The following is a 25,783-nucleotide window of genomic DNA, read 5'->3' on the forward strand; positions in this document are numbered from 1 at the left end:
TTATCATTAGAAGAAAATGACGGCTAGTCTTGCGCTCGCCACTTTTTCATACGGAATGGCGACCGTTTTTTGCCGTCCGCGGTCTTTGACCGACAGCGTGACGGTCGTTCCGTCAAAGGCGGTTAATTCGCCTTCAAACTGCTTTTCTCCTGCAATGGGCTCGTACGTTTTGATATATACATTTTTCCCAATCGCTTTGACAAAATCTTTTTCATTTTTTAACGGCCGCTCCGCCCCCGGCGACGAGACTTCTAAAAAATAGTTGTGCGGAATCGGATCAGCCTCATCGAGCTTTTCGCTCAGCTTTTCACTGACGACGCCGCATTGTTCAATATCGACCCCTTCGTCTGAATCAATAAAAACGCGTAAAAACCAGTTTTTTCCCTCTTTCACATATTCAATGTCTACTAATTCCAATTCCATCTCGTTCAAAATCGGCGTGACAAGCTGTTCGACCGTTTCTGTCACTTTTTTGCTCATCGTTTTCCTCCTTACCGAGCAAACCTGCATGTATGGCATAATGAGAAAATCCCCTGCACAGGGCGGGGAATGAACGAAAGACGGATGCCAATTCAAGACGAAAGAGTGGGTTTCCCCACTCTTTGCTTGCCATTATCTTTGCCAATTCCACTAAAACTATAACACATTGGAAAATATATTGCAACGAAAAACCGTCTGTCAGAACAGAGACAGCTGGTTGTGATCCGGAAGCGAGTCGAGGCAGCCGCGGCTTTCGAGATATTCAAGAAGCGTTTTCGACACTTTGCCGCGCTGCTGCAAATCCTCTTTCGACAAAAACTCCCCTTCTTCACGGGCGCGTACGATGTTTTGCGCGACGTTCGTCCCGAGACCCGGAATGGCGTTAAACGGCGGAATGAGCGAACGGCCGTCAATGACAAACTCGGTCGCCTGCGAGCGATACAAGTCAATATTTTTAAAGGAAAAGCCGCGCTCGCACATTTCCAGCGCCACCTCAAGCACGGTAAGCAAACTTTTCTCTTTCGCTGTAGCCTGGATGCCTTTGGCGTTAATTTCTTCAATCCGCCTGCGGATGGCGGCCGAGCCTTTGATCATGGCGTCAAGGTCGAAATCTTCCGCCCGCACCGTGAAGTAGGACGCGTAATACAAGAGCGGATGGTGCACTTTAAAATAGGCGATGCGCACCGCCATTAACACGTAGGCGGCGGCATGCGCTTTCGGGAACATGTATTTGATTTTTTTGCACGAATCGATGTACCACTCCGGCACGTCATGCTTGCGCATTTCCGCTTCAAATTCCGGCGTCAAGCCTTTCCCTTTGCGCACCGATTCCATAATTTTAAACGCCAACGACGGCTCGAGCCCGCGGTAAATGAGATATACCATAATGTCGTCGCGGCAGCCGATCACTTCCGACAGCGTGCACGTCCCGCTCTGAATGAGCTCTTGCGCATTGCCGAGCCACACATCCGTGCCGTGCGACAACCCGGAAATTTGCACGAGCTCAGAAAACGTTTTTGGTTTTGTTTCTTCCAACATTTGCCGGACGAAGCGCGTGCCAAACTCTGGAATGCCGATCGTGCCGACGTTGCACATAATTTGCTCCGGTGTGACGCCAAGCGGCTCGGTGCTGCTGAAAATGCCCATCACATCCGGATCATCGGTCGGAATGGTCTTCGGATCAATGCCGCTTAAGTCTTGCAGCATGCGGATGACGGTCGGATCGTCGTGCCCAAGAATATCAAGCTTCAGCAAATTATCGTGAATCGAGTGGAAGTCAAAATGGGTCGTCCGCCACTCCGATGACGTATCATCAGCCGGATATTGAATCGGCGTAAAGTCGTAAATTTCCATGTAATCCGGAACGACGATAATGCCGCCCGGGTGCTGACCGGTCGTCCGTTTCACCCCGGTGCAGCCGGATGCAAGTCGGTCGATTTCCGCACCGCGCAACTCTAGGTTATGGTCGCTCGCATAACCTTTGACAAACCCGTACGCCGTTTTATCGGCAACCGTGCCGATCGTGCCGGCGCGGTAGACGTTGTCTTCGCCAAACAGCACTTTCGTATAGTTATGGGCGCGCGGCTGGTATTCCCCCGAGAAGTTCAAGTCGATATCCGGCACTTTATCGCCTTTAAAGCCGAGGAACGTCTCAAACGGGATGTCGTGCCCGTCTTTTTTGTATTTCGCCCCGCATTGCGGGCAGTTTTTATCCGGCAAGTCAAAGCCTGAGCCGACCGAGCCGTCATTAAAAAACTCGGAATGTTTGCAGTTCGGGCAGACGTAATGCGGCGGCAGCGGGTTCACTTCGGTAATTTCGGTCATCGTCGCGACAAACGACGAGCCGACCGACCCGCGCGATCCGACGAGATAGCCGTCATCAAGCGATTTTTTCACCAGTTTATGGGAAATTAAATAAATGACGGCAAAGCCGTGGCCGATGATGCTTTTCAGCTCTTTTTCGAGCCGCTCTTCGACGAGCTTCGGCAATGGATCACCATAAATTTCCTTCGCCCGCCGATAGCTCATTTCCCGGATTTCCTCTTCCGCTCCCTCAATGCGCGGCGTATACAGTTCGTCTTTGATCGGTTTGATGTCGCCGATTAACGAGGCGATTTTTTGCGTGTTGTCGACGACGATTTCTTTCGCTTTTTCCGTCCCTAAAAACGAGAAACAGTCAAGCATTTCATCCGTCGTGCGGAAATAGACATCCGGCAGCTCGTGCCGGTTGAGCGGGTTCGCTCCGCCTTGCGAGTGGATTAAAATTTTCCGGTAAATTTTATCTTCCGGGTTCAAGTAATGAACGTTGCCGGTGGCGACGACCGGGATGTTCAGCTTCTCGCCGAGGGCGACGATGCTGCGAATCATGTCTTTAATCATTTCCTCATCTTTGACATAATCCATTTCGATCAGCGGCTTATACACCTCGGGCGGATGCACCTCGAGAAAATCGTAAAAGCGGGCGATCTCTTCCACTTCCTCGGGCGCCTTTTGGATCAAGTTATCAAACAGCTCCCCTTTGTCGCAGCCCGAACCGACAAGCAAACCGTCGCGGTGCTTCACAAGCACGGAGCGCGGAATGCGCGGCATGCGGTGGAAATACTCAACGTGCGACAAGGAAACGAGCTTAAACAAATTTTTCAGCCCCGTCTCGTTTTGCGCCAACAGCGTCACGTGAAACGGGCGCGACAGCCGATATGATGCTTCGCTATGCGTGCGGCTGTTCAACTCATCGTGATACAAAATGCCCCGCTCTTCCGCTTCTTTTAACAGCCGCATAAGCAAATGACCGGTCGCCTCGGCGTCATAAATGGCGCGATGGTGCTGTGTCAATTCAATGTCAAACTTTTTGCAAAGCGTGTTGAGACGGTGGTTTTTCAAATCTGGATATAAAAAGCGGGCGAGTTCAAGCGTATCGATGACCGGATTGATGACTTTGCCAAGCCCCATCTTCGTAAGCCCTGCATTTAAAAAACCGATGTCAAAGCTGGCGTTATGGGCGGCAAGCGTCGAATCGCCGGCCCACTCGATAAAACGGCGGAGCACGTCTTCGACATCCGGGGCGTCTTTCACCATCTCATCGGTAATGCCGGTCAGTTCCATCGTCGTCACCGACAACGGATGGTGCGGATTGGCAAACGACATAAACCGGTCGATGATTTCACCGTCTTTCACTTTCACCGCTGCCAGCTCGATGATCGTGTTGTATACAGCTGACAATCCCGTCGTTTCGACGTCAAAGACGACATACGTCTCATCGGAAAGCCGGCGGTGCGCCTCATTGTAGGCGATCGGCACCCCGTCGTCAACGACGTTCGCCTCCATGCCATACAACACTTTCACACCGTGTTTTTTCGCCGCACTGTATGCTTCCGGAAACGATTGAACAACGGCATGGTCGGTGACGGCAATCGCCGGGTGGCCCCATTTTTTCGCCTGCTCAATGAGCTTTGCCACGGAAGTGACGGCATCCATTTGGCTCATCGGCGTGTGCAAATGGAGCTCAACCCGTTTTTCCCCTTCCGGCGCCGTATCGCGCCGCTCGTTCGCCGCCACTTCGTTTAAGTCGTTGGCGATGATGACTAAATCGCGGACGAACGTATCGTTTTGCACGCTGCCGCGCACTTTCACCCACATGCCTTTTTTCACGCCGGCCATCAGCGCGGCGTCTTCTTTGTCGCGCGAGAACATTTTGACTAAAATGGAGTTCGTGTAATCCGTAATTTTTGCCGTCAGCAGTGTACGGCCGCTTTTCAGTTCGCTCACTTCAGCATCAAACACATACCCTTGCACGACGACGCGCCGCTCTTCCTCGACGATCGTCTCGAGCGGGCGCACCGCCTCCTCGTCGCGGATCGGGTAGCCGATGACCAGCGGGCCGGACGGAGAAACCGCTGCCGCTTTTTCCTCCTCCTTCGCCAAATCCGTCAGCACAGCGAGCGCCCGTTCTTCATCTTCTTGCTGTTTTTGCGCCAAAAACTGCTCCATTTCTTGTTCAGCCGGCCGAATGCCGACTTCGAGATGAAGGAGAGGAAACCCGAACGAAGCGTATACATCGGCGATTTTTTTGGCGAATCGCCGCTTGACCGCCAACGCTTCCGCCTCATGGCGGGCGGTGACAACGAGCTTGTTTCCTTTCACCGCCGGCGTCTGCCGGTTGAGCAAATCGACGAGCGGCGATACGCCTTCTTGCAGCTGTTCGAGGCAAAGCGGCCAATACGCCTGCACATCTGTTTCGGTCACATGCGGCGCTTCCACATGCACGGTATGCCGGACGGCAGCGATATGGCGGAATGCCGCCGCCAGCCGATCCGTAAACGGCTTGTACACGTCAATGGGCAACACGTTTGCAAATTGGAAATGAAAGTGCCAACTTTTTTCCTCTTTATCAATCACGACTTTGCGAATGGCCGCCTCACGGAAATACGGCATCCACTCATCCGACGTCATCTTCAGCTGCTCGAGCAATACGAGGAACCGCTCTTTTTGTTCTTTCGTAACCATGACTTCTCCTCTCAACGAAATCGTTTCTCTTTTCCTATCATACCATACAAACGGCAACAGCGCCGGCGAAAAAAGAAACGGGTTCTCTTTCGCCGGCGCCGTTCGTTTATCCTTGCAAAAGACGGCGCACTGTTTCGATCAGCTCACTGACCGGCACATCAAACGTTTCGCCTGTTTTCCGAACTTTTACTTCAACCACACCTTCACTCGCCCGCTTGCCGACGGTGACGCGGAGCGGGATGCCGATCAAATCGCTGTCGGCAAACTTCACCCCGGCCCGTTCCGGACGGTCGTCATACAACACGTCAAACCCGGCCTGTCCGAGTTTACCATACCAGTCTTCCGCCAACGCGCGCTGTTCATCGCTTTTTGCGTTCGCCGTCAGCAAATGAACGTGGAACGGCGCGACCGAAGCCGGCCAGACGAGCCCATTCTCATCGGCGAACTGCTCGGCGATCGCCGCGACAAGCCGAGAAACGCCGATGCCGTAGCAGCCCATAATCATCGTCTGCGTCTGGCCGTTTTCATCCAAGTATACGGCGTTCATCGCTTCGCTATATTTCGTGCCGAGCTTAAATACGTGCCCGACTTCAATGCCGCGGGCGAAACGGATCGTCCCGTTGCCGTCCGGGGACGGGTCGCCTTCTTGGACAAAACGCAAATCCGCATATTGGCTGACGGTAAAATCGCGGTCTGGGTTGACGCCCGTGTAATGATATCCTTCTTCATTGGCGCCGCAGACGCCGTTGACGATCGCCGCGACGGCATGATCAGCGATAATCGTCACCTCTTCACTGACGCCGATCGGGCCGAGCGAGCCGACCGGGCAGTTCATCACCCGTTCTGTTTCTTCCGGCGCCGCTAACTCAACGACCGTGGCATCGAGCACGTTTTTCACTTTCACATCGTTCGCCTCATGGTCGCCGCGGACGAGCACAAGCACATAGCGGCCATCGACGTTAAACAAGAGCGATTTGATGCAACGCTCTGGCGCGACTTGCAAATATGAAGCGACTTCGGCGATCGTTTTTTGCCCCGGGGTCGCCACTTTTTTCAGTTCGGCCGGCGGCTCATGACGTTTTTCATACGTGGCGACGACCGGCGCCATTTCAATGTTGGCCGCATAGTCGGACGCATCGGAATAGGCGATCGTATCCTCGCCGATGTCAGATAACACCATAAACTCGTGCGTGTCTTTCCCGCCGATCGCCCCCGAGTCGGCGATGACGGCGCGGAAGTTTAACCCGCAGCGGCGGAAAATGTTCGCGTACGCTTCATACATGTGATGGTACGTTTCGTCCAAACTTTCTTTCGATGTATGGAACGAATACGCGTCTTTCATGATGAACTCGCGGCCGCGCAGCAGTCCGAAGCGCGGGCGCTTTTCATCGCGGAATTTCGTTTGAATTTGGTACAAAACAAGCGGCAGCCGCTTATACGTTTTCACCTCATCGCGAACGATCGTCGTAATCATCTCTTCATGCGTCGGCCCGAGGGCGAAATCGCGCTCATGGCGGTCTTTCAGGCGCATGAGTTCCGGTCCGTACGAATACCAGCGCCCGGACTGCTGCCAAAGCTCAGCCGGCTGCAAGGCCGGCATAAGAAGCTCCATCGCCCCGATGCGATTCATCTCTTCACGGATGATCGCTTCCACTTTTTGCAAAACGCGCTGCCCGAGCGGCAAAAACGTATAGACGCCGCTCGCGCTTTGGCGGATGAAACCGGCCCGCAACAGGAGCTGATGGCTTTTTACCTCCGCGTCCGCCGGCACTTCACGCAATGTCGGAATAAACGCTTGACTTTGTCTCATCAATAGCCACCTCGTTTTCTCTCTCTGTCATTATAGGAAAAATTTTTGAATGTCGTTCCATGTCACAACAAGCATGAGCAGCATGAGCAAGGCGAAGCCGATAAAATGGACCATTCCTTCTTTTTGCCGGTCGACCGGCTTGCCGCGCACCGCTTCAATGGCGAAAAAGAGGAGCCTTCCACCGTCTAGCGCCGGCAATGGCAACAAGTTGACAATCCCAAGGTTGATGCTCAAAATCGCTCCCCATTTCATCAAGTAGTAAATGCCGGACTCAGCGACCTTGCCGGTCGATACGGCGATGCCGACCGGCCCGGACAACATATCAAGCTGAAACTGGCCGGTAATCAATTGGCCGAGTCCGACTAAAATTTGCCGCGTCCAATAGTACGTCTCCACAAGCCCTTGTTTCACTGAACCGAACACCGATTTTTCCATCGGCTGGTACACCCCGATTAAGCCGATCGTCTCCCCTTGGATCGTTTTCTCTTCCGGGGTGACCGTCACATTCATTTCTTTCCCGTTCCGCTCAATTTGAAACTGAAGCGGTTCGTTCGGATGGGCGCGAATCGTATTGACAATTTCCGCCCATGTTTCCATCCGTTCGCCGTTGATCGCGATCACTTCGTCCCCTTGCTTCAAGCCTGCCGCACGCGCCGCCCCTTCCGGCGTCAGCTCGCCGATGATCGGCTTGTCGACCGGATAGCCTTGCAAGAGGCCGATCAAAATAAAAACGACAAGAGCCAGGATAAAGTTGGCGAGCGGTCCGGCCAAAATCGTCATCGTCCGTTGCCCGAGCGTTTTCGAAGCAAACTGGCGATGGTACGGGGCGATTTGAATTTCTTGGCGGTCGGCGACGAAAAACGCCGGCTCTTTGATGGCAAAACGCTCAAGCCGCTCCCCGTCGGTATAGCCAGTCACATACATCCCATGCTCCAAATCGGCGTCTTCCACCTCAATCACCCGGGCGTTCGGGTAATCGTCCTTATGATTGATGACGATTTTCTCTACCTGCCCTTCGCCATCAAGCAGCAAGCCGACGACTTGCCCGCGCTTCAGTTCAATCATTTCCGGATCTTCGCCGGCCATGCGCACGAAGCCTCCAAGCGGGAGAAGCCGAATCGTATATACCGTTTCGTTTTTCTTAAACGAAAACACTTTCGGCCCGAAACCGATGGCGAACTCGCGGCAAAGAATGCCGGCCCGCTTCGCTAACAGCAAATGGCCGAGCTCGTGAAAAAACACGAGGGCGCCAAAGACGACAATAAACGAAATGATCGTTTCCAACGTTTCAACCACCTTTACGATAGTAGTGAGCGAACATAAGCGCGCGTGTCCGCGTCGATTTCGCGAATCTCCTCAAGCTGCGGATCGCTCACCGGACGATGGCGCTCAAGAGCGCGCTCGATCCACTCCTCGATCGCTAAAAACGGAATGCGGCCGGCCAAAAAGGCAGCCACCGCCTCCTCGTTGGCCGCATTTAAGACCGCCGGCAGCGAGCCGCCGCGTTTCCCAGCTTCATAGGCGAGCCGCAGACAACGGTAGCGGTCAAAATCAACCGGCGCGAAATGGAGCGCCCCTAGCGCCGCCAAATTTAGCGGTTTCGCGACAGAAAGCGGCAGCCGCTCCGGATACGTCAACGCATATTGGATCGGAACGCGCATATCCGGCGTGCCAAGCTGAGCGAGGACGCTTGTATCGCGAAACTCGACGAGCGAATGGATGACGCTTTCTCGGTGCAGCACGACCTCGATCCGCTCATACGGCAGCCGAAACAGCCAATGGGCTTCAATCACTTCAAATCCTTTGTTCATCATCGTCGCCGAATCGATCGTAATTTTCGCTCCCATCGACCAGTTCGGATGACAAAGCGCCTCTTCAACCGTCACATGGGCAAGCTCCTCGCGCGTCCTGTCGCGGAAGCTGCCGCCGGACGCTGTAAGAATGAGCCTCTCGACGTGCTCGTGCTTCTCCCCTTGCAAACATTGAAAAATGGCGGAATGTTCACTGTCGACCGGCAGCAGCGGCACACCGTGCTTCTCTGCCGCCGCCGTGACGAGATGCCCGGCGACAACAAGCGTCTCTTTATTGGCGAGGGCGATCGTTTTTCCCGCCTCGATCGCTTTTAACGTCGGCACAAGCCCGACGCTGCCGACGATAGCGGTGACGACGATATCCGCTTGCGGGAATACAGCTGCTTCAATCAGCCCTTCCTCCCCGTACACGATCGTTGTCCGCCCGCCGTATTCGCTGCAAAGCGTCTCATAGGCGCCGCGGTCGGCGATCGCGACGAGGCGGGGAGAAAATTCAACGATCAGCTGCCGGGCCGCTTCCATATTTCTCCCGACCGATGCCGCGGCTAAGCGGAATTTGTCCGGATGGGCGCGGATCACATCGAGCGTTTGCGTGCCGATCGATCCGCTTGCCCCTAATATACTAATATATTTCAACGTTTTCACTCCTCACCCGCTTATCGTACCGCTTCGATAAATATGTATAAGAGCGGCAGCACAAACAGCAAACTGTCAAATCGATCCAAAATGCCGCCGTGCCCCGGCAAAATCGCTCCCGAATCTTTCACGCCGTAATGGCGTTTGAAAGCCGATTCGACTAAGTCGCCAAGCTGGCCGAATATCGAAAGCAAGAGCGCGATCCCCACCGCTGCGCCGAGGCTGTCGAACGGATCGGCCGCCCACTCGTAGACAGCGGCAACGACAACGGCGGAACCGATGCCGCCGATGGCGCCTTCGATTGTTTTCTTCGGGCTGATTTCCGGCCATAGCTTGCGCCGGCCGAACGCGCGGCCGAAAAAATACGCCCCGATGTCGGTCGCCCAAATGACAAACAGCGCATAAATCAAGTACAGCAAACCGGCTAAACGGATGGCGCCGAAGCAGAAAAACCCGACGCCGACATAAAGGACCGCCAACACGATAAACGCCGCCTCATCGAACGTCAGCGCATTTTTCGTCACGACGGTGCCGACAAGCAACAAAAAGGCGAGGGCGGCAAGCACGCCGAACTTAACGGCCCCGGACGACAGCCACTCGCTGCCGTAGCGGGCGGGAACGAGCAGCAGCCAAAGGGCCGCAAAACCGGCGCCCCCGGCGAATGACAGCGGAGACATCCCTTTCATCCGCAACAGTTCAAACAACCCGACCGTGGCCAATATATATGTTACTATTATAAACGGAAATCCGCCAAAAATAACAATCGGCAAAAAGAGCGCCGCCGCTATGACTCCGGTAATGATTCGCTGCTTCATCGTGCTGACACTCCTCCAAATCGGCGGTCGCGCCGCTGGTAAGCGGCAATCGCCTGCAAGAAATGTTGTTCTGTAAAGTCCGGCCATAATACGTCGGTAAACCAAAACTCCGTATACGCCAACTGCCAAAGCATAAAATTGCTTAAACGAATTTCCCCGCTCGTGCGGATGAGCAAATCCGGGTCATCGAGCCCGTCCGTCATTAAATAAGAGGAAATGAGCGGCTCGGTGATGTCCTCCGGCGCAAGCGCCCCGCGTTGGACGTCTTTGGCAATTTGCTGGACAGCCGCGGTAATTTCCGCCCGGCTCCCATAATTGAGCGCAAAGTTTAAAATGAGGCCGGTGTTGCCGCTCGTTTCGTGAATGGCCCTCCCGACCGCTTGGCGCGTATGATCCGGAAGTTCGTCTGTACGGCCGATCACTTGCACTTTCACATTCTCCGCGACAAGCTCGGGAAGGAATGTCGTCAAAAACTGCTCCGGCAGTTTCATTAAATAATCGACTTCGCTTTTCGGACGTTTCCAATTTTCCGTTGAAAACGCGTAAAGCGACAAAACGCGCACCCCGAGCTCGTTGGCGAAGCGGGTGATTTTGCGCACGACTTGCATCCCTTCATAATGGCCGGCCACCCTCGGCAAAGCCCGCTTTTTCGCCCACCTTCCGTTTCCATCCATGATGATGGCGACATGGTTCGGAATCGGATACCTGAGCACATCCTCTTTCGTCAACGGGGCGCCTTCCTCTTTATTTTTCCGCATTTTATTGAACATACGTGTCCTCCGCGAACGTGTTTTGCCTTTCCATTATAGCAAAAAAACCCTCCATCAACATAGAGGGTTTGCATCGTTTTTCCTATACTTCCATCACTTCTTTTTCTTTTTCTTTTGTGATGGTATCAATTTTGGCGATATGGTCGTCAGTCAGCTTTTGCACTTCGTCGGTATAGCCGCGCAGCTCATCTTCCGTAATCTCGCCGTTTTTCTCGAGTTTTTTCAGCTCGTCGTTCGCGTCGCGGCGGATGTTGCGCACCGCCACTTTCGCCTCTTCCGAATATTTTTTGACGAGCTTCACCAGTTCGCGGCGCCGTTCTTCAGTAAGCGGCGGAATGACCAAGCGGATGACCGACCCGTCATTGGACGGCGTCAATCCTAAGTCCGACGCTAAAATCGCTTTTTCCATTTCTTTAATGACGGATTTGTCGTACGGCTGAATGACAAGCATGCGCGCTTCCGGCACGCTGATCGTAGCGAGCTGGTTGATCGGCGTGGCGACACCGTAATAGTCGACAGTGACTTTCTCAAGCAGCCCGGCGTTCGCCCGCCCGGCGCGCACGGTCGCCAGCTCGCGGCTGAACGCTTGCACAGCTTTGTCCATTTTTTCTTTCGCCTGTTGAATCACTTGCTTTGCCATCGTTATTTCCCCCTTACGATCGTTCCGATATTTTCGCCTAATACAGCGCGTTTAATGTTGCCCTCTTCCATAATTGAAAAGACGATAAGCGGAATATTGTTGTCCATGCAAAGCGAGGAAGCGGTCGAGTCCATGACCCCAAGCCCTTGCTGAATGACATCCAAATACGACAGCTCCTCGTATTTGACTGCATTGGCATCAACGTTCGGGTCGGCGCTGTAGACGCCGTCAACATTGTTTTTCGCCATCAAAATGACGTCCGCTTCAATTTCTGCCGCCCGCAGCGCAGCGGTCGTATCGGTTGAAAAATACGGGTTTCCTGTACCGGCGGCGAAAATGACGACCCGCTTTTTCTCGAGATGGCGAATCGCCCGCCGGCGGATGTACGGCTCGGCTACTTGCCGCATTTCAATCGACGTCTGCACCCTCGTTTCGACGCCGAGGTGCTCGAGGCTGTCCTGCAAGGCGAGCGCGTTCATCACGGTCGCTAACATGCCCATGTAGTCGGCCGTCGCCCGGTCCATTCCCATTTCGCTTCCTGTTTTTCCGCGCCAAATGTTGCCGCCGCCGACAACGATGGCAATTTCGACACCGAGTTCAGCCACTTCTTTTACTTGTTTGGCGATCGACTGGATGACGGCCGGCTGGATGCCAAACCCTTGCTTTCCGGCGAGCGCTTCCCCGCTTAACTTTAAAACGACGCGTTTGTATTTTGGTTGTTCCATGTCAAACCTCCATGATGCGAATCGCTTTGAAAAACAGGGAACACGCGCGTGTTCCCTGTTGCGGTCCGTCATTGCTTTCTTACTTGGCTCATAACTTCCTCGGCGAAATTATCTTGACGTTTTTCGAGCCCTTCGCCGACTTCGTAGCGGATAAACTGCTTCACAGTCGCTCCGTTCGACTCGACGTATTGGCGCACCGTCACATCCGGGTTTTTCACGAACGCTTGCTCAAGCAGGCAAACGTCTTCGTAAAACTTGTTCAGCCGGCCTTCCACCATTTTCTCAACGATTTTTTCCGGCTTGCCTTCATTTAACGCTTGTTGTTTCAACACTTCGCGTTCGCGCGCAATCTCTTCTTGCGGCACTTCATCGCGCGAAACGTATTTCGGATGGAGCGCAGCGATATGCATGGCCACATCTTTGGCGATCTCCTCGCTTGCGTTGCCGGCTAATAATGTTAATACGCCGATGCGCCCGCCCATGTGCAAGTACGCGCCAAACGTTTCGCCGTCCGCTTTGTTGACGACAGCAAAGCGGCGGAGCGTAATTTTTTCGCCGATTTTCGCGATCGCTTCGTTAATATAATCTTGGACAGTGGAACCGTTGTCCATCGTTTGTCCGAGCGCTTCATCAAGCGAAGCCGGTTTTTGTTTCAGCAAGTGCGCAGCCAGCTCCTTAACGAGCGTTTGGAACGCTTCGTTTTTGGCAACGAAGTCCGTTTCCGAATTCACTTCCAAAATGACGGCCGCATTGCCTTCGACAGCGATGTATGTCATTCCTTCCGCCGCGATGCGGTCCGCTTTTTTCGCCGCTTTCGCAATTCCTTTTTCACGCAGCCAGTCGATCGCTTTCTCCATGTCACCGTTTGTTTCGGTGAGCGCCTTTTTGCAATCCATCATGCCTGCGCCCGTTTTTTCGCGCAGCTCTTTGACCATTTGTGCTGTAATCGCCATGAAAAGATCCTCCTTCTCTTTATCGCGTATATGTATCGATGTCGGCAGCGGGTGCCTGTTTTGCCCTTATTCGTTAGTATAGCCAAAAGTTGCTGATTTCTGTCTCAAAAAAAGGTGATAAAAGGCTTTCCCTCTTATCACCTTTCTTGAGCGCCATTACTCCGCTGCGACGGCCGCCTCTTCGCCTTGTTTTGCCTCAAGTACGGCATCGGCGATTTTCGACGTCAACAGCTTGACGGCGCGGATAGCGTCATCGTTCGCTGGGATGACGTAGTCGATTTCATCCGGATCACAGTTCGTGTCGACGATGCCGATGATCGGGATGTTCAACTTGCGCGCTTCCGCCACTGCGATCCGCTCTTTGCGCGGGTCGATGACGAACAGCGCATCCGGCAGCTCTTTCATGTCTTTAATGCCGCCTAAAAATTTCTCGAGCCGCTCTTTTTCCTTTTTCAAGCCGATGACTTCTTTTTTCGGAAGTACGTCAAATACGCCATCTTCTTCCATTTTTTCAATTTCGCGCAGCCGTTTGATCCGTTTTTGGATCGTTGCGAAGTTCGTCAGCGTACCGCCAAGCCAACGTTGGTTGACATAAAACATGCCGCAGCGTTCCGCTTCCTCTTTGACCGATTCTTGCGCTTGTTTTTTCGTGCCGACGAACAAAATTTTGCCGCCGTTCGCTGCCAATTCGCGCACAAAGTTATATGCTTCCTCGACTTTTTTCACCGTTTTTTGCAAGTCGATAATATAAATGCCGTTGCGCTCCGTGAAAATGTATTTTTTCATTTTTGGATTCCAACGGCGCGTCTGATGTCCGAAGTGGACGCCAGCCTCAAGCAGCTGTTTCATCGAAATCACTGACATGTATGCTCCTCCTGTTTCCTTGTGGTTTTTGCTCCTCCGCCTGTTTCATCTTTCAGCAAGACTGGCCATGCCAGCACCGTTGCTGAAATCATCAGGCGTGTGTATTCACACCATGTAAAAATATATCATAACCGCCGGCGGTAAATCAAGCTGTTATTCGTCTATTTCGTCCGCTTTTCGGTCAAATTTCAACAGCAGCTCCACTTCCGTTTTTCCTTTTTGCAGCTTTTTGGCAATTTCCTCGACCGTTGCCCCTTCGGCATACAGGCGGCGGGCGGCGTCGGCAACGCTAGCGGATGGCAAAAGGTCAAGCACATCTTCGATCACTTCGATGTCCGGGAAATAATCATGCGCCGCGTCGGGGCCATTCTGTCCCGTTTTTTCGCTTTCCTTCGTTTTTCCTTCCGCCGTGCTTTCATGGCTTTCCGCGGGCGACATCGAACCGCTGTCGCCGCTGATCGCGCCCGGTGCAAATGCGGTTGGTTTCGGCTCTGTCGGCCGTTTGGCAGGCCCGGCGGTCATTTTCGTCCGAAGCAGCGCATCAAGCTCGCCGAAAAAACGCTCGTTTTCCTCTTTCCAGAGGGCGAGATGAGCCGCCATCGCCTCTTCGAGCTCTTCAGCCCGCCTTGCCGCGCGCTGTTCCGTCTCTCTAAGCCTTGACAGGCGCATGTAAAGCAAAATGATGAGCAAAAACGAAAATGCATGCAGCAGCAAACTGATGGTTAGCCAAAATGCTCCCATGATGTTCACTATCCTTTAATGTCGATCGTTTTTCCTTTATAAGGATGGCTTCCAAACCGCGACGCCTCCCACCGTGCGCGCTCGCCTGTCCGCTTGTCCGTCACTTGGCGGCGCGCCCGCTCCGCCCGCTTTTCGCCGGCCGCCGCCATTTGCGCCTGCACGGCATAAGGGTGGTGCTGCGCGGCGGCATACATGCTTCCCGCTTCGGGCGCTTTAGGTATTACGCTTTGCAGCGCTGGCAGCTGAATATCCACCTTCCCACTCCCTTTCCCCTTTCACCGCTCCTCATCAAAAAAGCGGCGCAGTTTCCACAGCGCTTTGGCGTGAATTTGCGAAATTCTTGATGTGGACAGCTGCAAGAGGCTCCCAATTTCCGTAAACGTCAGTTCTTCTTTGTAAAACAAGCTGATGACAAGCTGCTCTTTTTCATTCAATTGCTCAATCCCCGCGGCCAGCTTTTCGATCATCTCTTGCTTGAGCACTTGTTCTTCCGGGAGGGCAACGCGGTCGTCGCGGATCGCGAGCGGCTCGTCATCCTCTTCACCAGCTGTCTGTCCAAGTGAAAGCCAATTGGAAAAAAACGTTTCATTAACCGCCGCCTGCACTTCCTCTTCCGTCATGCCGAGCTCGGCGGCGATTTCTTTCGCTGTCACCGACCGCATGTACCGCTGTTCGAGCCGCTCGGCCGCCTCTTCAATTTTTTTGGCTTTGTCGCGCACGCTGCGCGGCAGCCAATCTTCTTTGCGCAAACCATCGAGGATGGCGCCGCGGATGCGAAACGATGCATATGTGTCAAACTTCAAATCGCGCGATGGGTCAAACTTTTCAAGCGCATCGTACAAGCCGACGAGTCCGTAACTGACCAACTCTTCCCTTGGCACGGAGCTTGGCAGCGTGGCGGAAATCCGCTGCACATGGTAAGAAACGAGCGGCATATAGCGCTCTACAAGCTCCCCGGCCGCATGCCGATCGCGGCCGTTGACCCAGTCGTCCCAATATTTCCGCTCTTTTCCTTTTAGCGCGCTCCCCATCGTTCTCCCCCTCGCCTTGCGGAAACGACATTATATTTCCTTGATTTCTTGGCTAGCCTTGCGAATGGACAGCACGCCCGTTTGCGGGTTAAACTCAATCGTCCGGCCGCTATGGCCGCCGACATCCTCAGCAACAACCGGAACGTGCAGCCGCTCGAGCTGCCTTTTCACTTCTTCGACGTTGCGCGCACCAATGTGCATCATATCCCCGCCAGCCGAGGAAAACGAAAACATTTGCGCCCCCCCGGCAAGCTTCGCTTTGAGCATCCCTTTTCGGCCGCCGGCGGCGATGACGAGCTTACAAAGCGCTTCAACCGCCGTGTCGGCGTACTTCGCTGCATTGACGACCCCTCCGCGCGCCATTGAGGAATGCGGAAGCATAACATGCGCCATGCCGGCGACCGCTTTTCCGCTGTCATAAATGACGACGCCGACGCACGACCCAAGCCCGCACGTGCGAATGACAGCGGGCGCTGCAACGACTTCCATCTCGGCGATGCCGACTTTGACCGTTTGGATCGTGCTCATCCGCTATCCACACCTAATGCCCGAAAGATGGTGGAAAATGACTCCGGATCGGGGAGGAGAAAGAAATGGCCGTCAATGCTTTCATTTGGCCGCCGCCCGTCATAAATGGCCGTATCGATCAAAATGGCGTAATCGCCGGCACGTGACAGCTCAAGCAAGCCAAACGACAGTACAGCCCCGATCATATCAAGCGCCAGCGCCGGCACGGACGGCTGCAAAGCAAGCTGTGTAAAATCGGCGAGCGCTGACAAATACGAACCGGCTAAAATGTTGCCAAGCTCCTGAAGCGCCGAACATCCGAGCTCATGGGCTTCACCTTGAAACGAAAACGAGTCGTCGCCGGTCATCTGACGGACAAACCGCTCCGCCTGCTCCGGCGGCAGCACGAAAAACATATTCCCCGGCGCTTCCCCCTCGATGCGCAAATACACACACGCAACGACTTGTTCCGGTCCGCCGATCAGCTCCATCATCTCGGCAAACGTCGCAATTTGCACGCGCGGCACGGCCATTTCAATTTTTTTGTTTAACAGCGTCGACAAGGCGGTCGCCGCGTTTCCAGCCCCGATGTTTCCGATTTCGCGTAAAATGTCGATATGCGCCCCTGTCAAATGGAAAATGTCACCCAACCGTCAACGCCCCTCTCTGCGATTTATTGATCAAGCACCTTCGCTAAATCAAGCAAAATGAGGAGCCGCCTCTCCATTTTCGCCACCCCGTAAATGTAGGCCGCCTCCACAGCCCCAATTGCCTCCGGCGGCGGCTCGATGCTCGATGCCGGAATATCGAGAACATCATTCGCTGCATCGACGATCAGCCCGACTTCGACATCTCCCAGGGTGACAATAATCATGCGCGTCTGTTCTCCGTATGGTTCAGGCGCAAACCCAAACCGCTCGCGCAAATCGATAATCGGCGTCACAACGCCGCGCAAATTGATGACTCCTTTTACATAACGGGCCGTTCCCGGCACGCGCGTAATCGGCTGCATTTTTTCAATCGAGCGGACGTGCTGCACCGGTAAAGCGTACTCTTCCCCTTTCAAGCGAAAAGCGATCACTTTCCAGTCAGTCTGAACGCTGGCGCTCATCGGCCACTCCCCTTTTCCATTGAAAATGTAAACGGAACAAACTATCGTTAGGCGCCCCGCCTTTGTTCTTATGTTTCTGCTAACGATGGCGGTGCACCGGTATTTCCCAATAGGGCAACGTCGCCAACGAAGCTTTTTTAATTGGCTGTAAACTTGCTTTTCAGCCGGCCATAGCGATCGGTACGCTAGCCGCCGCTTATTTCACGAGCGCATTGCAATCGATGATCAGCGCCACCCGGCCGTCGCCTAAAATCGTCGCCCCGGAAATCGCGAAGACAGAAGATAAATAGTTTCCGAGCGATTTCAGTACTACTTCCTGCTGTCCGATAAATGAGTCGACCGCCAACGCCGCCAGCTTTTCCCCTTTTCGGACGATGACAGCCGCCACCGTATCCCCCTCATCCGATGCATCCGGCACGGAAAACACGTCTTTCAGCCGGACGAGCGGCACGACTTTGCCGCGAAAATCGATGACCGGCTGGTTATGAGCGGAGAAAATCTCCTCTTTTCTCACTAACGCTGTCTCCATAATCGAGGACAGCGGAATGGCATACGTCTCGGCGGCAATTTGCACGAGCAGCACGGAAATGATCGACAAAGTCAACGGCAGCTGGATGGAAAAGAGCGATCCTTTTCCCGGCTGTGAATCGACGGTCACCGCACCGCCGAGCGATTCGATCGTGCTTTTGACTACATCCAAACCGACACCGCGCCCGGAAATATCGGAAATGTGGTCGGCGGTGGAAAAACCAGGGGCGAAAATGAGCCCATACACTTGCTGATCGGTCAAATGAGCCGCCGCCTCCGGCGAAACGATGCCGCGGGCGATCGCCTTTTGCAGCACTTTCTCCCGGGAAATGCCGGCGCCGTCGTCCTCAATTTCAATAAAGACGTGGTTGCCGCTATGGTAAGCGCGCAGTTTGACCGTCCCTTCCTCCGGCTTTCCGCATGCCGCCCGGGCGTCCGGCGCTTCAATGCCATGGTCGAGCGCGTTGCGGATCAAATGGACGAGCGGGTCGCCGATTTCATCGATGACCGTCCGGTCAAGCTCCGTTTCCGCTCCGATAATATCAAGGCGCACTTTTTTGCCGAGTTCGCGGGCAAGCTGGCGGACCATGCGCGGAAAGCGGTTGAACACCGTTTCGACCGGCACCATGCGCATGTTTAAAATGATCGTTTGTAAGTCGCTCGAAATGCGCGACATCCGTTCCACTGTTTCCGTCAGTTCGGCATGGTTCAAATCACGGGAAATTTGTTCGAGCCGCCCGCGGTCGACAACTAGTTCCTCAAACAAGTTCATTAACATATCAAGCCGTTCAATATTGACGCGGATCGTCTTCCCTGCTTGTTTCGCCGCCTGCTTTTCCACCGTCTCCGCTTCAGCCTGCGCCGCCGCTGCTTGTTCAAAAGCGGTGGACGCCGGCAGTTCAGATGCGGCCTGCTCCCCGCTTTTGGCAGTCGGCTCGTTGACTGTCACCGCGGCGATCTCGACCCCGTCAATTTCGGAAATGCCCATCAGCCGCGTTCGCAGTTCATCCGCCGGCGTTTTTGATACAACGGTGACGAGAAACTCTTGGCCAAATTGCTCTTCTTCAAGCATGTCAGACGGCGGCGTCGATTTTACAATTTCCCCCGCCTCACTGAGCAGTTCAAACACCATATACACGCGCGCGGCTTTCAACAGGCAGTCCTCACGAAGGCGGATGCGAATTTCATAGACGGAAAACCCTTGCTCTTTTGCCTGTTGCAACACATGGTATTCAAACTCCCCGTATGCATGCTCGAGGGGCGGCTTTTCGCCTGCTGTCTGTTTGTCCGGCATCCCGCCCTGCTCGATTCGTTTCAGCTGCTCGACTGTCTCGCTTACATCGCGCTTCCCGTCGCCGCCCGAGGCGATCGACATAATCATCGCCTCCAAATGGTCGACTGCTTGAAAAACAACATCAAGCAGTTCCGGAGTGACGATCAGCTGCCGATTGCGGATGCCATCAAGCACATTCTCTAGTTGGTGCGTCAAATTGGCCAAATCTTCAAACCCCATCGTGGCCGACATTCCTTTTAGCGTATGGGCCGAGCGGAAAATTTCATTAACAAGAGCCATATCGTCCGGAGTTTGTTCGAGTTCAAGCAGCCGCTCGTTGATTGTTTGTAAATGCTCCTTGCTTTCATCAATAAAGATGTCTAAGTATTGATTCATATCCATCCCATGTTCCCCCTCATTCCCCGATCGATTGGACGATGGCGGCGGCAATGCCGTCAAGCGGAGCGATGACATCGATGACGCCGGCCTCGATCGCCGCCCTTGGCATCCCATAAACGACCGCTGTCTCGCGCGCCTCGGCGATCGCTTCCACATCCCCGCCTTCTTTCAGCTTTTTCAACCCTGCCGTCCCATCTGATCCCATTCCGGTCATGATCACCGCCACGATCCGACAGCGGCGAATGGCAGCGAGCGATTCGAACAACACGTCAACGGCCGGGCGATGGCCGGCGCGCGGCAGCGATTCATCGAAACGGGCTTTCAGCACACCGTTTTCCTCGCCGACAACAAGATGAACGCCGCCCGGAGCGATATAAGCGGTGCCGTTTCGCAGCACCTCTCCGTCTTCCGCCTCTTTGACCGTTATGGCCGATAGTGCATCAAGCCGGTTGGCAAGCGATTTCGTAAACCCTTTCGGCATATGTTGGACGATGACGACCGGGGCGGCCAAATGGGGCGGCAGCTGCGTCAGCACCGTTTCGAGAGCGCGCGGGCCGCCGGTTGAGGTGCCGATCGCGACGATCGCTTTTTCGGCGCGCACTGTTTTGGCAGGCGGACGCCAAAGCGCCGCTTTCGGGCGCCGAGCGGCGAGCGCCCTCATGTTCGCTTCGCTCGCGTGCAGCACTTTTCGGATGAGTTCATCCTTCACTTTATATAAATCAAGCGAAATCGGGCCGGACGGTTTCGCCACAAAGTCAACCGCCCCATATTGCATGGCGGCTACCGTATTTTCCGCTCCTTCCTTCGTCGTGCTTGATACCATGACGACCGGCAGCGGATGCTTCTCCATGATGCGCCGCAATGTTACGAGCCCGTCCATGACCGGCATTTCGACGTCGAGCGTCACAACATCGGGGCGACAAACAGCGATTTTCTCAAGCGCCTCTTGACCATTGCGGGCCGTCCCGATGACTTCAAGGCGCGGATGTTCGGACAAAAAGTCGCTGATCCATTTGCGCATAAACGCCGAGTCATCGACGACAAGCACCTTGATCGTCTTCATTTTCCGTCTCTACCTTTCTAGCAAAAGTTGGCGCAGCTTGGCAAAAAAGCGGTTCGCCCGCCCCGGCCCTTCCTGGCGCCCCGGCGCATAACGAAATGCCATTTGACGCACCGCCTGGCTCGCCTTCGCCGCAGGGTCAAGCAACACAAACGGCGTTTGGTTGACAACCGCGCGGGCGACCGCCCGATCTTCCGGAACGATGCCAAGCAACGCAATTTCTTTGTTTAAAAACCGGCCGGCGACATGCTTGAGCCGCTCAAAGACTTCATGCCCTTCCCGCTCCTTGCCGGCGCGGTTGACAATGACAGAAAACGGCGCCTCGCTGCCGGCGGCGTGCATGTATTTCATCATGGCATACGCATCGGTCATGGCGGTCGGCTCCGGCGTTGTCACGACAAACACGTCGTCAACCGACTTCAGAAAATACAACCGTTCCCCTGATGCCCCCGCCCCCATGTCAAAGACGAGATAATCATACCGTGACGCCACGGCCTGCATTTCGGTCAAAAAGTAGTCGATGCCAGCCGTATCAAGCGCCCGCCATTGTGCGGCGCCCGTCCCTCCGGCAATGTACGACAGATGCTCCGGCCCGCTTTTCACCAGCTCTGAGAGCGGCAGCCGGGCCGAAAGCCAATCGGCCAATGTCAACGACGATGACTGGCCGAGCAAAATATCGATGTTGCCCATGCCAATATCCATATCGAGCAGCAAGACGCGAAACCCGAGCTTAGAGAGCGACAGCGAAAAGTTGAGCGAAAGATTCGATTTGCCGACCCCGCCTTTTCCGCTCGTCACCGCGATGGTTCGCGGCGATGGCTGCTGCCGGAGGCGGCTCAGCTCGAGGCGAAGCCGTTCCGCTTGGTCTTTCACCATCGCTCCGCCCCAAACAACAGGTGAACGAGCCGGTCAGCCGACGCCTCCGCCATGTCGTCCGGCACGTTTTGCCCGTTCGTAAAATAGGCGGCGCCAAGCCGGCTGTCAATCAGCAAGCTGAACACGGCCCCGTACGAGTCGGTCTCGTCGAGTTTGGTAATGATCAGCCGATCGAGCGGCAGACGGGAAAAGCGGTCATAAACGGCTTTCATGTCCTCGTACTTTCCGGTGGCGGCAAGCACGAGAAACGTTTCCGTCTCGCTGTCAAACTCAAGTGTTTGCTGCAATTCAGCCACATATTGCGGATTGCGGAAATTGCGGCCGGCTGTATCCACAAACACGAGGTCGCAATCGGCCAAGTTTCGCTTCGCTGTCCGGAAGTCATCGGCGTTGTAGCATACTGCAAACGGCGCCTGTAAAATATTCGCGTACGTCTTCAGCTGGTCGATGGCGGCAATCCGGTACGTATCTGTTGTAATGAATCCTACTTTTTTCCTTTGTTCAAGCACAGCGCGCCCCGCCATTTTGGCGAGCGTCGTCGTTTTTCCGACCCCCGTCGGACCGAGCAAAATCACATATTTTTTTTGCCTTGCGGCTTCGGCAAACGGAAGCGGCGACAACATGCCGCGCACCGCCTCCTTCGCCCAACCGGCGACGGCAGAAGCCGAGCGCCCCCCTTTGTCGGCGTACCACCGTTCAAGCAAGCGATCCATCACCTCACGAACGTAACGCTCTGCCATTCCCTGCCGCACAAGCCGCCGCTCCGCTTCAGCGAGCGGCGGGGGATATACTAACGAAGGCGGGCGGCTGGCCAACTGGCGGATGAGCGTTTTCACTTCCTGCAGCTCCCCCGCAAGCGAACCATTCGTCTCCTCCTGCCTGACGGCCGATGGCCAGTCAGCTGGCGCCGCCGCAGCTGGCGGACGCGGCAATGGATCGGGGTCAACGCCGGCTAACACTTCGATCTTTTTTTTCGCAAACAGGCCGAAAAATCCGCCGGTATGGATCACTTTTGAATGTAAAATGACGGCATCGCGGCCGAGCTCGGCGCGAACCATCTTCATCGCTTCGTTCATGGACGGGGCGACAAACTTTTTCACTTTCATTCGATTTCCACCATCCCCACGCTTTGAACTTCGACGTCAGCTTCGAGCTCGTTGTATGACAGCACCGGGATCGTTGGGAAATGGCGCTCGATCAGCTGGCGGACGTACATGCGCACCGCCGGGGAACAGAGCAAAATCGGCGTTTGGCCGGCGAACGGATAGCGGTCAAGCGCCTGGGCCACCGCCTCAACGAACATCTGCGCCCGCGTCGGGTCAAGCGCCAAATAGCGGCCATGCTCCGTTTGCTGCACGGCATCGGCGATGATTTTCTCCGCCCTGCCGGACAGCGTCATGACGCGCAGCGGCTCGCCTGGCACGGCGTATTGGCCGGTAATTTGCCGCGCCAGCGCTTGGCGGACATATTCGGTCAACAAGTCGGTGTCGCCGGTCAAGCGGCCAACGTCGGCGAGCGTCTCAAAAATAAGCGGCAAGTTGCGAATCGACACTTTCTCTTTCAGCAGTTTGGCAAGTACTTTTTGAACGTCGCCGATCGACAGCGGATTCGGCGTCACATCATCGACAAGCACCGGGTACGACTCTTTCAAATGATCGATCAGCTGCTTCGTTTCTTGGCGGCCGAGCAACTCATGAGCATGAGCTTTAAGCACTTCCGTCAAATGCGTCGAGACGACCGACGGCGGGTCAACAACCGTATAACCGAGCATTTCAGCGCGATCTTTCATCGCTTCGGAAATCCATTTCGCCGGCAGGCCGAACGCCGGCTCGACCGTTTCAATGCCGTCGACTGAATGATCATCGACGCCGGGACTCATCGCCAAATAATGGTCAAGCAGCAGCTCGCCGCGCGCCACTTCCTCGCCTTTAATTTTTATCCGGTATTCGTTCGGCTGAAGCTGAATGTTATCGCGGATGCGCACGACCGGGACGACGATGCCGAGCTCAAGCGCGAGCTGGCGGCGGATCATGACGATCCGGTCAAGCAAATCGCCGCCCTGGGCCGCATCAGCGAGCGGAATGAGGGCATAACCAAACTCAAACTCAATCGGGTCGACATGCAACAGTTGGATGACGCTTTCTGGGCTTTTCAATTCGTCCGCTGCCGCCGTTTCCTCTTCCGGCCCGGCGCCGGCCGCTTCCTCCTGTTGTTGGCGTCCGGCAAACCGGTAGCCGCCGAGCGCTAACAGCCCGGCAATCGGCATCGTCAACACGTCGCTAATCGGCGTAAACAAGCCGAGCAAGAAAATCGTTCCGGCAGTGACGTACAACATTTTCGGAAAAGCAAACAGCTGGCGCATAATATCGCCGCTTAAGTTGCTGTCGGACGCCGCACGCGTGACGATGATGCCGGTCGCGGTCGAAATCAGCAGAGCCGGAATTTGGCTCACAATTCCATCACCGACCGTCAGCAGCGTATAGCGTTTCGCCGCCTCGGCCATATCCATCCCTTGCTCGACGACGCCGATGACCATGCCAAACAACATATTGATCACGACGATAATCATCCCGGCGATGGCGTCGCCCTTGACGAACTTGCTCGCCCCGTCCATGGCACCGTAAAAATCAGCCTCTTGCGCGATCTTTTCCCGCCGCTGCCGCGCTTCCTGCTCTGAGATCATACCGGCGTTTAAATCCGCGTCAATGCTCATTTGTTTTCCCGGCATCGCATCGAGCGTAAAGCGGGCCGCCACCTCAGAGACGCGCTCCGATCCTTTCGTAATGACGATGAACTGGATAATGATTAAAATTAAAAACACAACAAATCCGACGACGACATCGCCGCCGACGACGAACGTCCCGAACGTTTCGACGACGCCGCCCGCCTCCCCTTTGCTTAAAATCGAGCGGGTTGTCGAGACGTTCAACCCTAATCGGAACAAGGTCAGCACTAAAAGCAATGACGGAAAAATGGAAAACTCAAGCGGTTCTTTCGTATTCATCGCTGTCAGCAAAACGAGCAAGGCGAGCGAAATATTGACGATGATCAAAACACTGAGCAGCCATGTCGGCAACGGGATGACGAGCATGGCGACGATGAGCACGACCAGTAACAGAACTGATAAATCTTTCCATTGTGCTTGCATGTTTTTCTCTCCTTGCTGCTACACATTTCGTTTGAGCCGATAAACGTACGCCAAAACTTCCGCCACCGCTTTAAAAAACGCCTCCGGAATCATATCGCCGACCTCCGCCTGCCGATAAAGCGCCTGAGCGAGCAGACGGTTCTCAACGGTGACGACACCGTTGGCTTTGGCGATTTCCTTAATTCTTAAGGCGACATAGTCCGCCCCTTTCGCCACAACGAGCGGCGCTTCCATTTTTCCGTCTTCATACTTGAGCGCGACCGCATAATGGGTCGGGTTCGTAATGACAACATCTGCGTTCGGCACTTCTTGCATCATCCGTTTCATCGCCATTTCCCGCTGTTTCTGTTTGATGCGCGACTTGATGAGCGGGTCGCCTTCCGTCTTTTTGTACTCATCTTTAATGTCCTGCTTCGACATGCGAATGTTTTTCTCAAATTCAAACCGCTGGTACAAATAATCAAACAACGCTAAAAATAAGAGCGCCGCCGCGGCATACAGCCCCATTTTCACCGTCAAACCGCCAATGACCGCGAGCATGGCACCCGGCGGTTTGGAGGCAAGCGCCATGAGTTCGTTTCGTCCGGAAAGCAGCAGCGCAAAGACAATTGCGCCGATGATGCCGGCTTTGAGCACTGATTTCAACAATTCGACAATGGCGCGCAGCGAAAAAAGCCGCTTCATTCCTTGCACCGGATTGAGCCGGTTCCAGTCCATTTTCAGCGGTTCAACAGTAAAAAGAGCGCCGATTTGCAAAAAGTTGGCCAGCCCGGCCGCCAGCACGGCAGCGGCAAAAAACGGAGCCAAAAGGAGCGCCGCATGGCGGAGCCAGTCAAGAAACAGCAGGTGAAGCGAATCGATCGTCAACGGAACGGACGCATAATCGGACAGCGCGCGGGCGAACAGGCGCAGCAAGCCATCGCGTTCGTACTCCCCCGCCAAAGACAAGGTGAGAAACGTTGCAAGCAAGACGGCGGCGGCAACTGCGTCACCGCTTTTCGCCACCTGCCCTTTTTCCCGTACTTCTTGCCGTTTGCGCGGCGTCGCCTTTTCCGTTTTTTCTCCCGCAAAAAATTGCAAATCAAGCCGCCAGCGGCCCATC

At 54.7% G+C, this 25,783-nt stretch carries 23 protein-coding genes; all 23 read right to left on the reverse strand.

Annotation, left to right across the window (positions count from 1 at the left end; all coding sequences use genetic code 11):
* Window positions 1–6: 6 nt before the first annotated feature.
* A complete protein-coding gene (gene rimP / locus GS3922_RS10225; RefSeq protein ID WP_063166262.1) occupies window positions 7–480 on the reverse strand; it encodes a ribosome maturation factor RimP in 474 nt (157 codons plus the stop codon).
* Window positions 481–678: 198 nt separating this feature from the next.
* Window positions 679–4,983, reverse strand: a complete 4,305-nt coding sequence (locus GS3922_RS10230; protein WP_063166263.1) for a PolC-type DNA polymerase III — start codon at window positions 4,981–4,983, stop codon at window positions 679–681.
* 106 nt (window positions 4,984–5,089) lie between these two features.
* The gene (locus GS3922_RS10235) at window positions 5,090–6,793 is read right to left on the reverse strand and encodes a proline--tRNA ligase (protein ID WP_063166264.1); all 1,704 of its coding nucleotides are present in this window, start codon (window positions 6,791–6,793) and stop codon (window positions 5,090–5,092) included.
* 30 nt (window positions 6,794–6,823) lie between these two features.
* Window positions 6,824–8,089 (reverse strand): RIP metalloprotease RseP, encoded by a 1,266-nt coding sequence (gene rseP / locus GS3922_RS10240; RefSeq protein ID WP_172796412.1) that lies wholly within the window; start codon window positions 8,087–8,089, stop codon window positions 6,824–6,826.
* Window positions 8,090–8,091: 2 nt separating this feature from the next.
* Window positions 8,092–9,240, reverse strand: coding sequence for a 1-deoxy-D-xylulose-5-phosphate reductoisomerase (gene dxr, locus GS3922_RS10245; protein WP_063167378.1), 1,149 nt, complete (start codon window positions 9,238–9,240; stop codon window positions 8,092–8,094).
* A gap of 20 nt (window positions 9,241–9,260) precedes the next feature.
* A complete protein-coding gene (locus tag GS3922_RS10250; RefSeq protein ID WP_063166266.1) occupies window positions 9,261–10,055 on the reverse strand; it encodes a phosphatidate cytidylyltransferase in 795 nt (264 codons plus the stop codon).
* Window positions 10,052–10,825 carry an undecaprenyl pyrophosphate synthase gene (locus GS3922_RS10255; protein ID WP_063166267.1) on the reverse strand — a complete coding sequence of 258 codons (774 nt, stop codon included), beginning with the start codon at window positions 10,823–10,825 and terminating at the stop codon, window positions 10,052–10,054. The genes GS3922_RS10250 and GS3922_RS10255 overlap by 4 nt, the downstream gene beginning before the upstream one ends.
* Before the next feature lie 82 nt (window positions 10,826–10,907).
* Window positions 10,908–11,465 (reverse strand): ribosome recycling factor, encoded by a 558-nt coding sequence (frr, locus tag GS3922_RS10260; protein WP_063166268.1) that lies wholly within the window; start codon window positions 11,463–11,465, stop codon window positions 10,908–10,910.
* Between the two features lie 2 nt (window positions 11,466–11,467).
* Window positions 11,468–12,190, reverse strand: a complete 723-nt coding sequence (pyrH, locus tag GS3922_RS10265; protein WP_063166269.1) for a UMP kinase — start codon at window positions 12,188–12,190, stop codon at window positions 11,468–11,470.
* 68 nt (window positions 12,191–12,258) lie between these two features.
* Window positions 12,259–13,143: a translation elongation factor Ts gene (tsf, locus tag GS3922_RS10270; RefSeq protein ID WP_063166270.1), complete on the reverse strand. Its 885-nt coding sequence runs from the start codon at window positions 13,141–13,143 to the stop codon at window positions 12,259–12,261.
* A gap of 156 nt (window positions 13,144–13,299) precedes the next feature.
* Window positions 13,300–14,007 carry a 30S ribosomal protein S2 gene (rpsB, locus tag GS3922_RS10275; protein ID WP_021322279.1) on the reverse strand — a complete coding sequence of 236 codons (708 nt, stop codon included), beginning with the start codon at window positions 14,005–14,007 and terminating at the stop codon, window positions 13,300–13,302.
* 153 nt (window positions 14,008–14,160) lie between these two features.
* On the reverse strand, window positions 14,161–14,748 hold the full coding sequence (locus GS3922_RS10280; RefSeq protein ID WP_063166271.1) for a hypothetical protein: 588 nt from the start codon (window positions 14,746–14,748) through the stop codon (window positions 14,161–14,163).
* Window positions 14,749–14,756: 8 nt separating this feature from the next.
* Window positions 14,757–15,002: a hypothetical protein gene (locus GS3922_RS10285; protein WP_063166272.1), complete on the reverse strand. Its 246-nt coding sequence runs from the start codon at window positions 15,000–15,002 to the stop codon at window positions 14,757–14,759.
* A 21-nt stretch (window positions 15,003–15,023) separates the two neighbouring features.
* The gene (locus GS3922_RS10290) at window positions 15,024–15,779 is read right to left on the reverse strand and encodes a FliA/WhiG family RNA polymerase sigma factor (protein WP_063166273.1); all 756 of its coding nucleotides are present in this window, start codon (window positions 15,777–15,779) and stop codon (window positions 15,024–15,026) included.
* Between the two features lie 30 nt (window positions 15,780–15,809).
* Complete coding sequence (locus GS3922_RS10295) at window positions 15,810–16,307, reverse strand: chemotaxis protein CheD (protein ID WP_063166274.1); 498 nt, start codon at window positions 16,305–16,307, stop codon at window positions 15,810–15,812.
* Complete coding sequence (locus GS3922_RS10300) at window positions 16,304–16,936, reverse strand: chemotaxis protein CheC (RefSeq protein WP_063166275.1); 633 nt, start codon at window positions 16,934–16,936, stop codon at window positions 16,304–16,306. The genes GS3922_RS10295 and GS3922_RS10300 overlap by 4 nt, the downstream gene beginning before the upstream one ends.
* Before the next feature lie 23 nt (window positions 16,937–16,959).
* The gene (locus tag GS3922_RS10305; protein ID WP_063166276.1) at window positions 16,960–17,397 is read right to left on the reverse strand and encodes a chemotaxis protein CheW; all 438 of its coding nucleotides are present in this window, start codon (window positions 17,395–17,397) and stop codon (window positions 16,960–16,962) included.
* A 196-nt stretch (window positions 17,398–17,593) separates the two neighbouring features.
* Window positions 17,594–19,600: a chemotaxis protein CheA gene (locus GS3922_RS10310; protein WP_063166277.1), complete on the reverse strand. Its 2,007-nt coding sequence runs from the start codon at window positions 19,598–19,600 to the stop codon at window positions 17,594–17,596.
* A gap of 13 nt (window positions 19,601–19,613) precedes the next feature.
* Window positions 19,614–20,660 carry a protein-glutamate methylesterase/protein-glutamine glutaminase gene (locus tag GS3922_RS10315; RefSeq protein WP_063166278.1) on the reverse strand — a complete coding sequence of 349 codons (1,047 nt, stop codon included), beginning with the start codon at window positions 20,658–20,660 and terminating at the stop codon, window positions 19,614–19,616.
* A 9-nt stretch (window positions 20,661–20,669) separates the two neighbouring features.
* On the reverse strand, window positions 20,670–21,533 hold the full coding sequence (locus GS3922_RS10320) for a MinD/ParA family protein (protein WP_063166279.1): 864 nt from the start codon (window positions 21,531–21,533) through the stop codon (window positions 20,670–20,672).
* On the reverse strand, window positions 21,527–22,639 hold the full coding sequence (gene flhF, locus GS3922_RS10325) for a flagellar biosynthesis GTPase FlhF (RefSeq protein WP_063166280.1): 1,113 nt from the start codon (window positions 22,637–22,639) through the stop codon (window positions 21,527–21,529). Before flhF ends, GS3922_RS10320 begins: the two co-directional genes overlap by 7 nt.
* On the reverse strand, window positions 22,636–24,681 hold the full coding sequence (flhA, locus tag GS3922_RS10330) for a flagellar biosynthesis protein FlhA (RefSeq protein ID WP_063166281.1): 2,046 nt from the start codon (window positions 24,679–24,681) through the stop codon (window positions 22,636–22,638). The genes flhF and flhA overlap by 4 nt, the downstream gene beginning before the upstream one ends.
* An 18-nt stretch (window positions 24,682–24,699) precedes the next feature.
* Window positions 24,700–25,782: a flagellar biosynthesis protein FlhB gene (gene flhB, locus GS3922_RS10335; RefSeq protein ID WP_063166282.1), complete on the reverse strand. Its 1,083-nt coding sequence runs from the start codon at window positions 25,780–25,782 to the stop codon at window positions 24,700–24,702.
* Window position 25,783 lies beyond the last annotated feature (1 nt).

Source organism: Geobacillus subterraneus, assembly GCF_001618685.1.
GTDB classification, from domain to species: domain Bacteria; phylum Bacillota; class Bacilli; order Bacillales; family Anoxybacillaceae; genus Geobacillus; species Geobacillus subterraneus.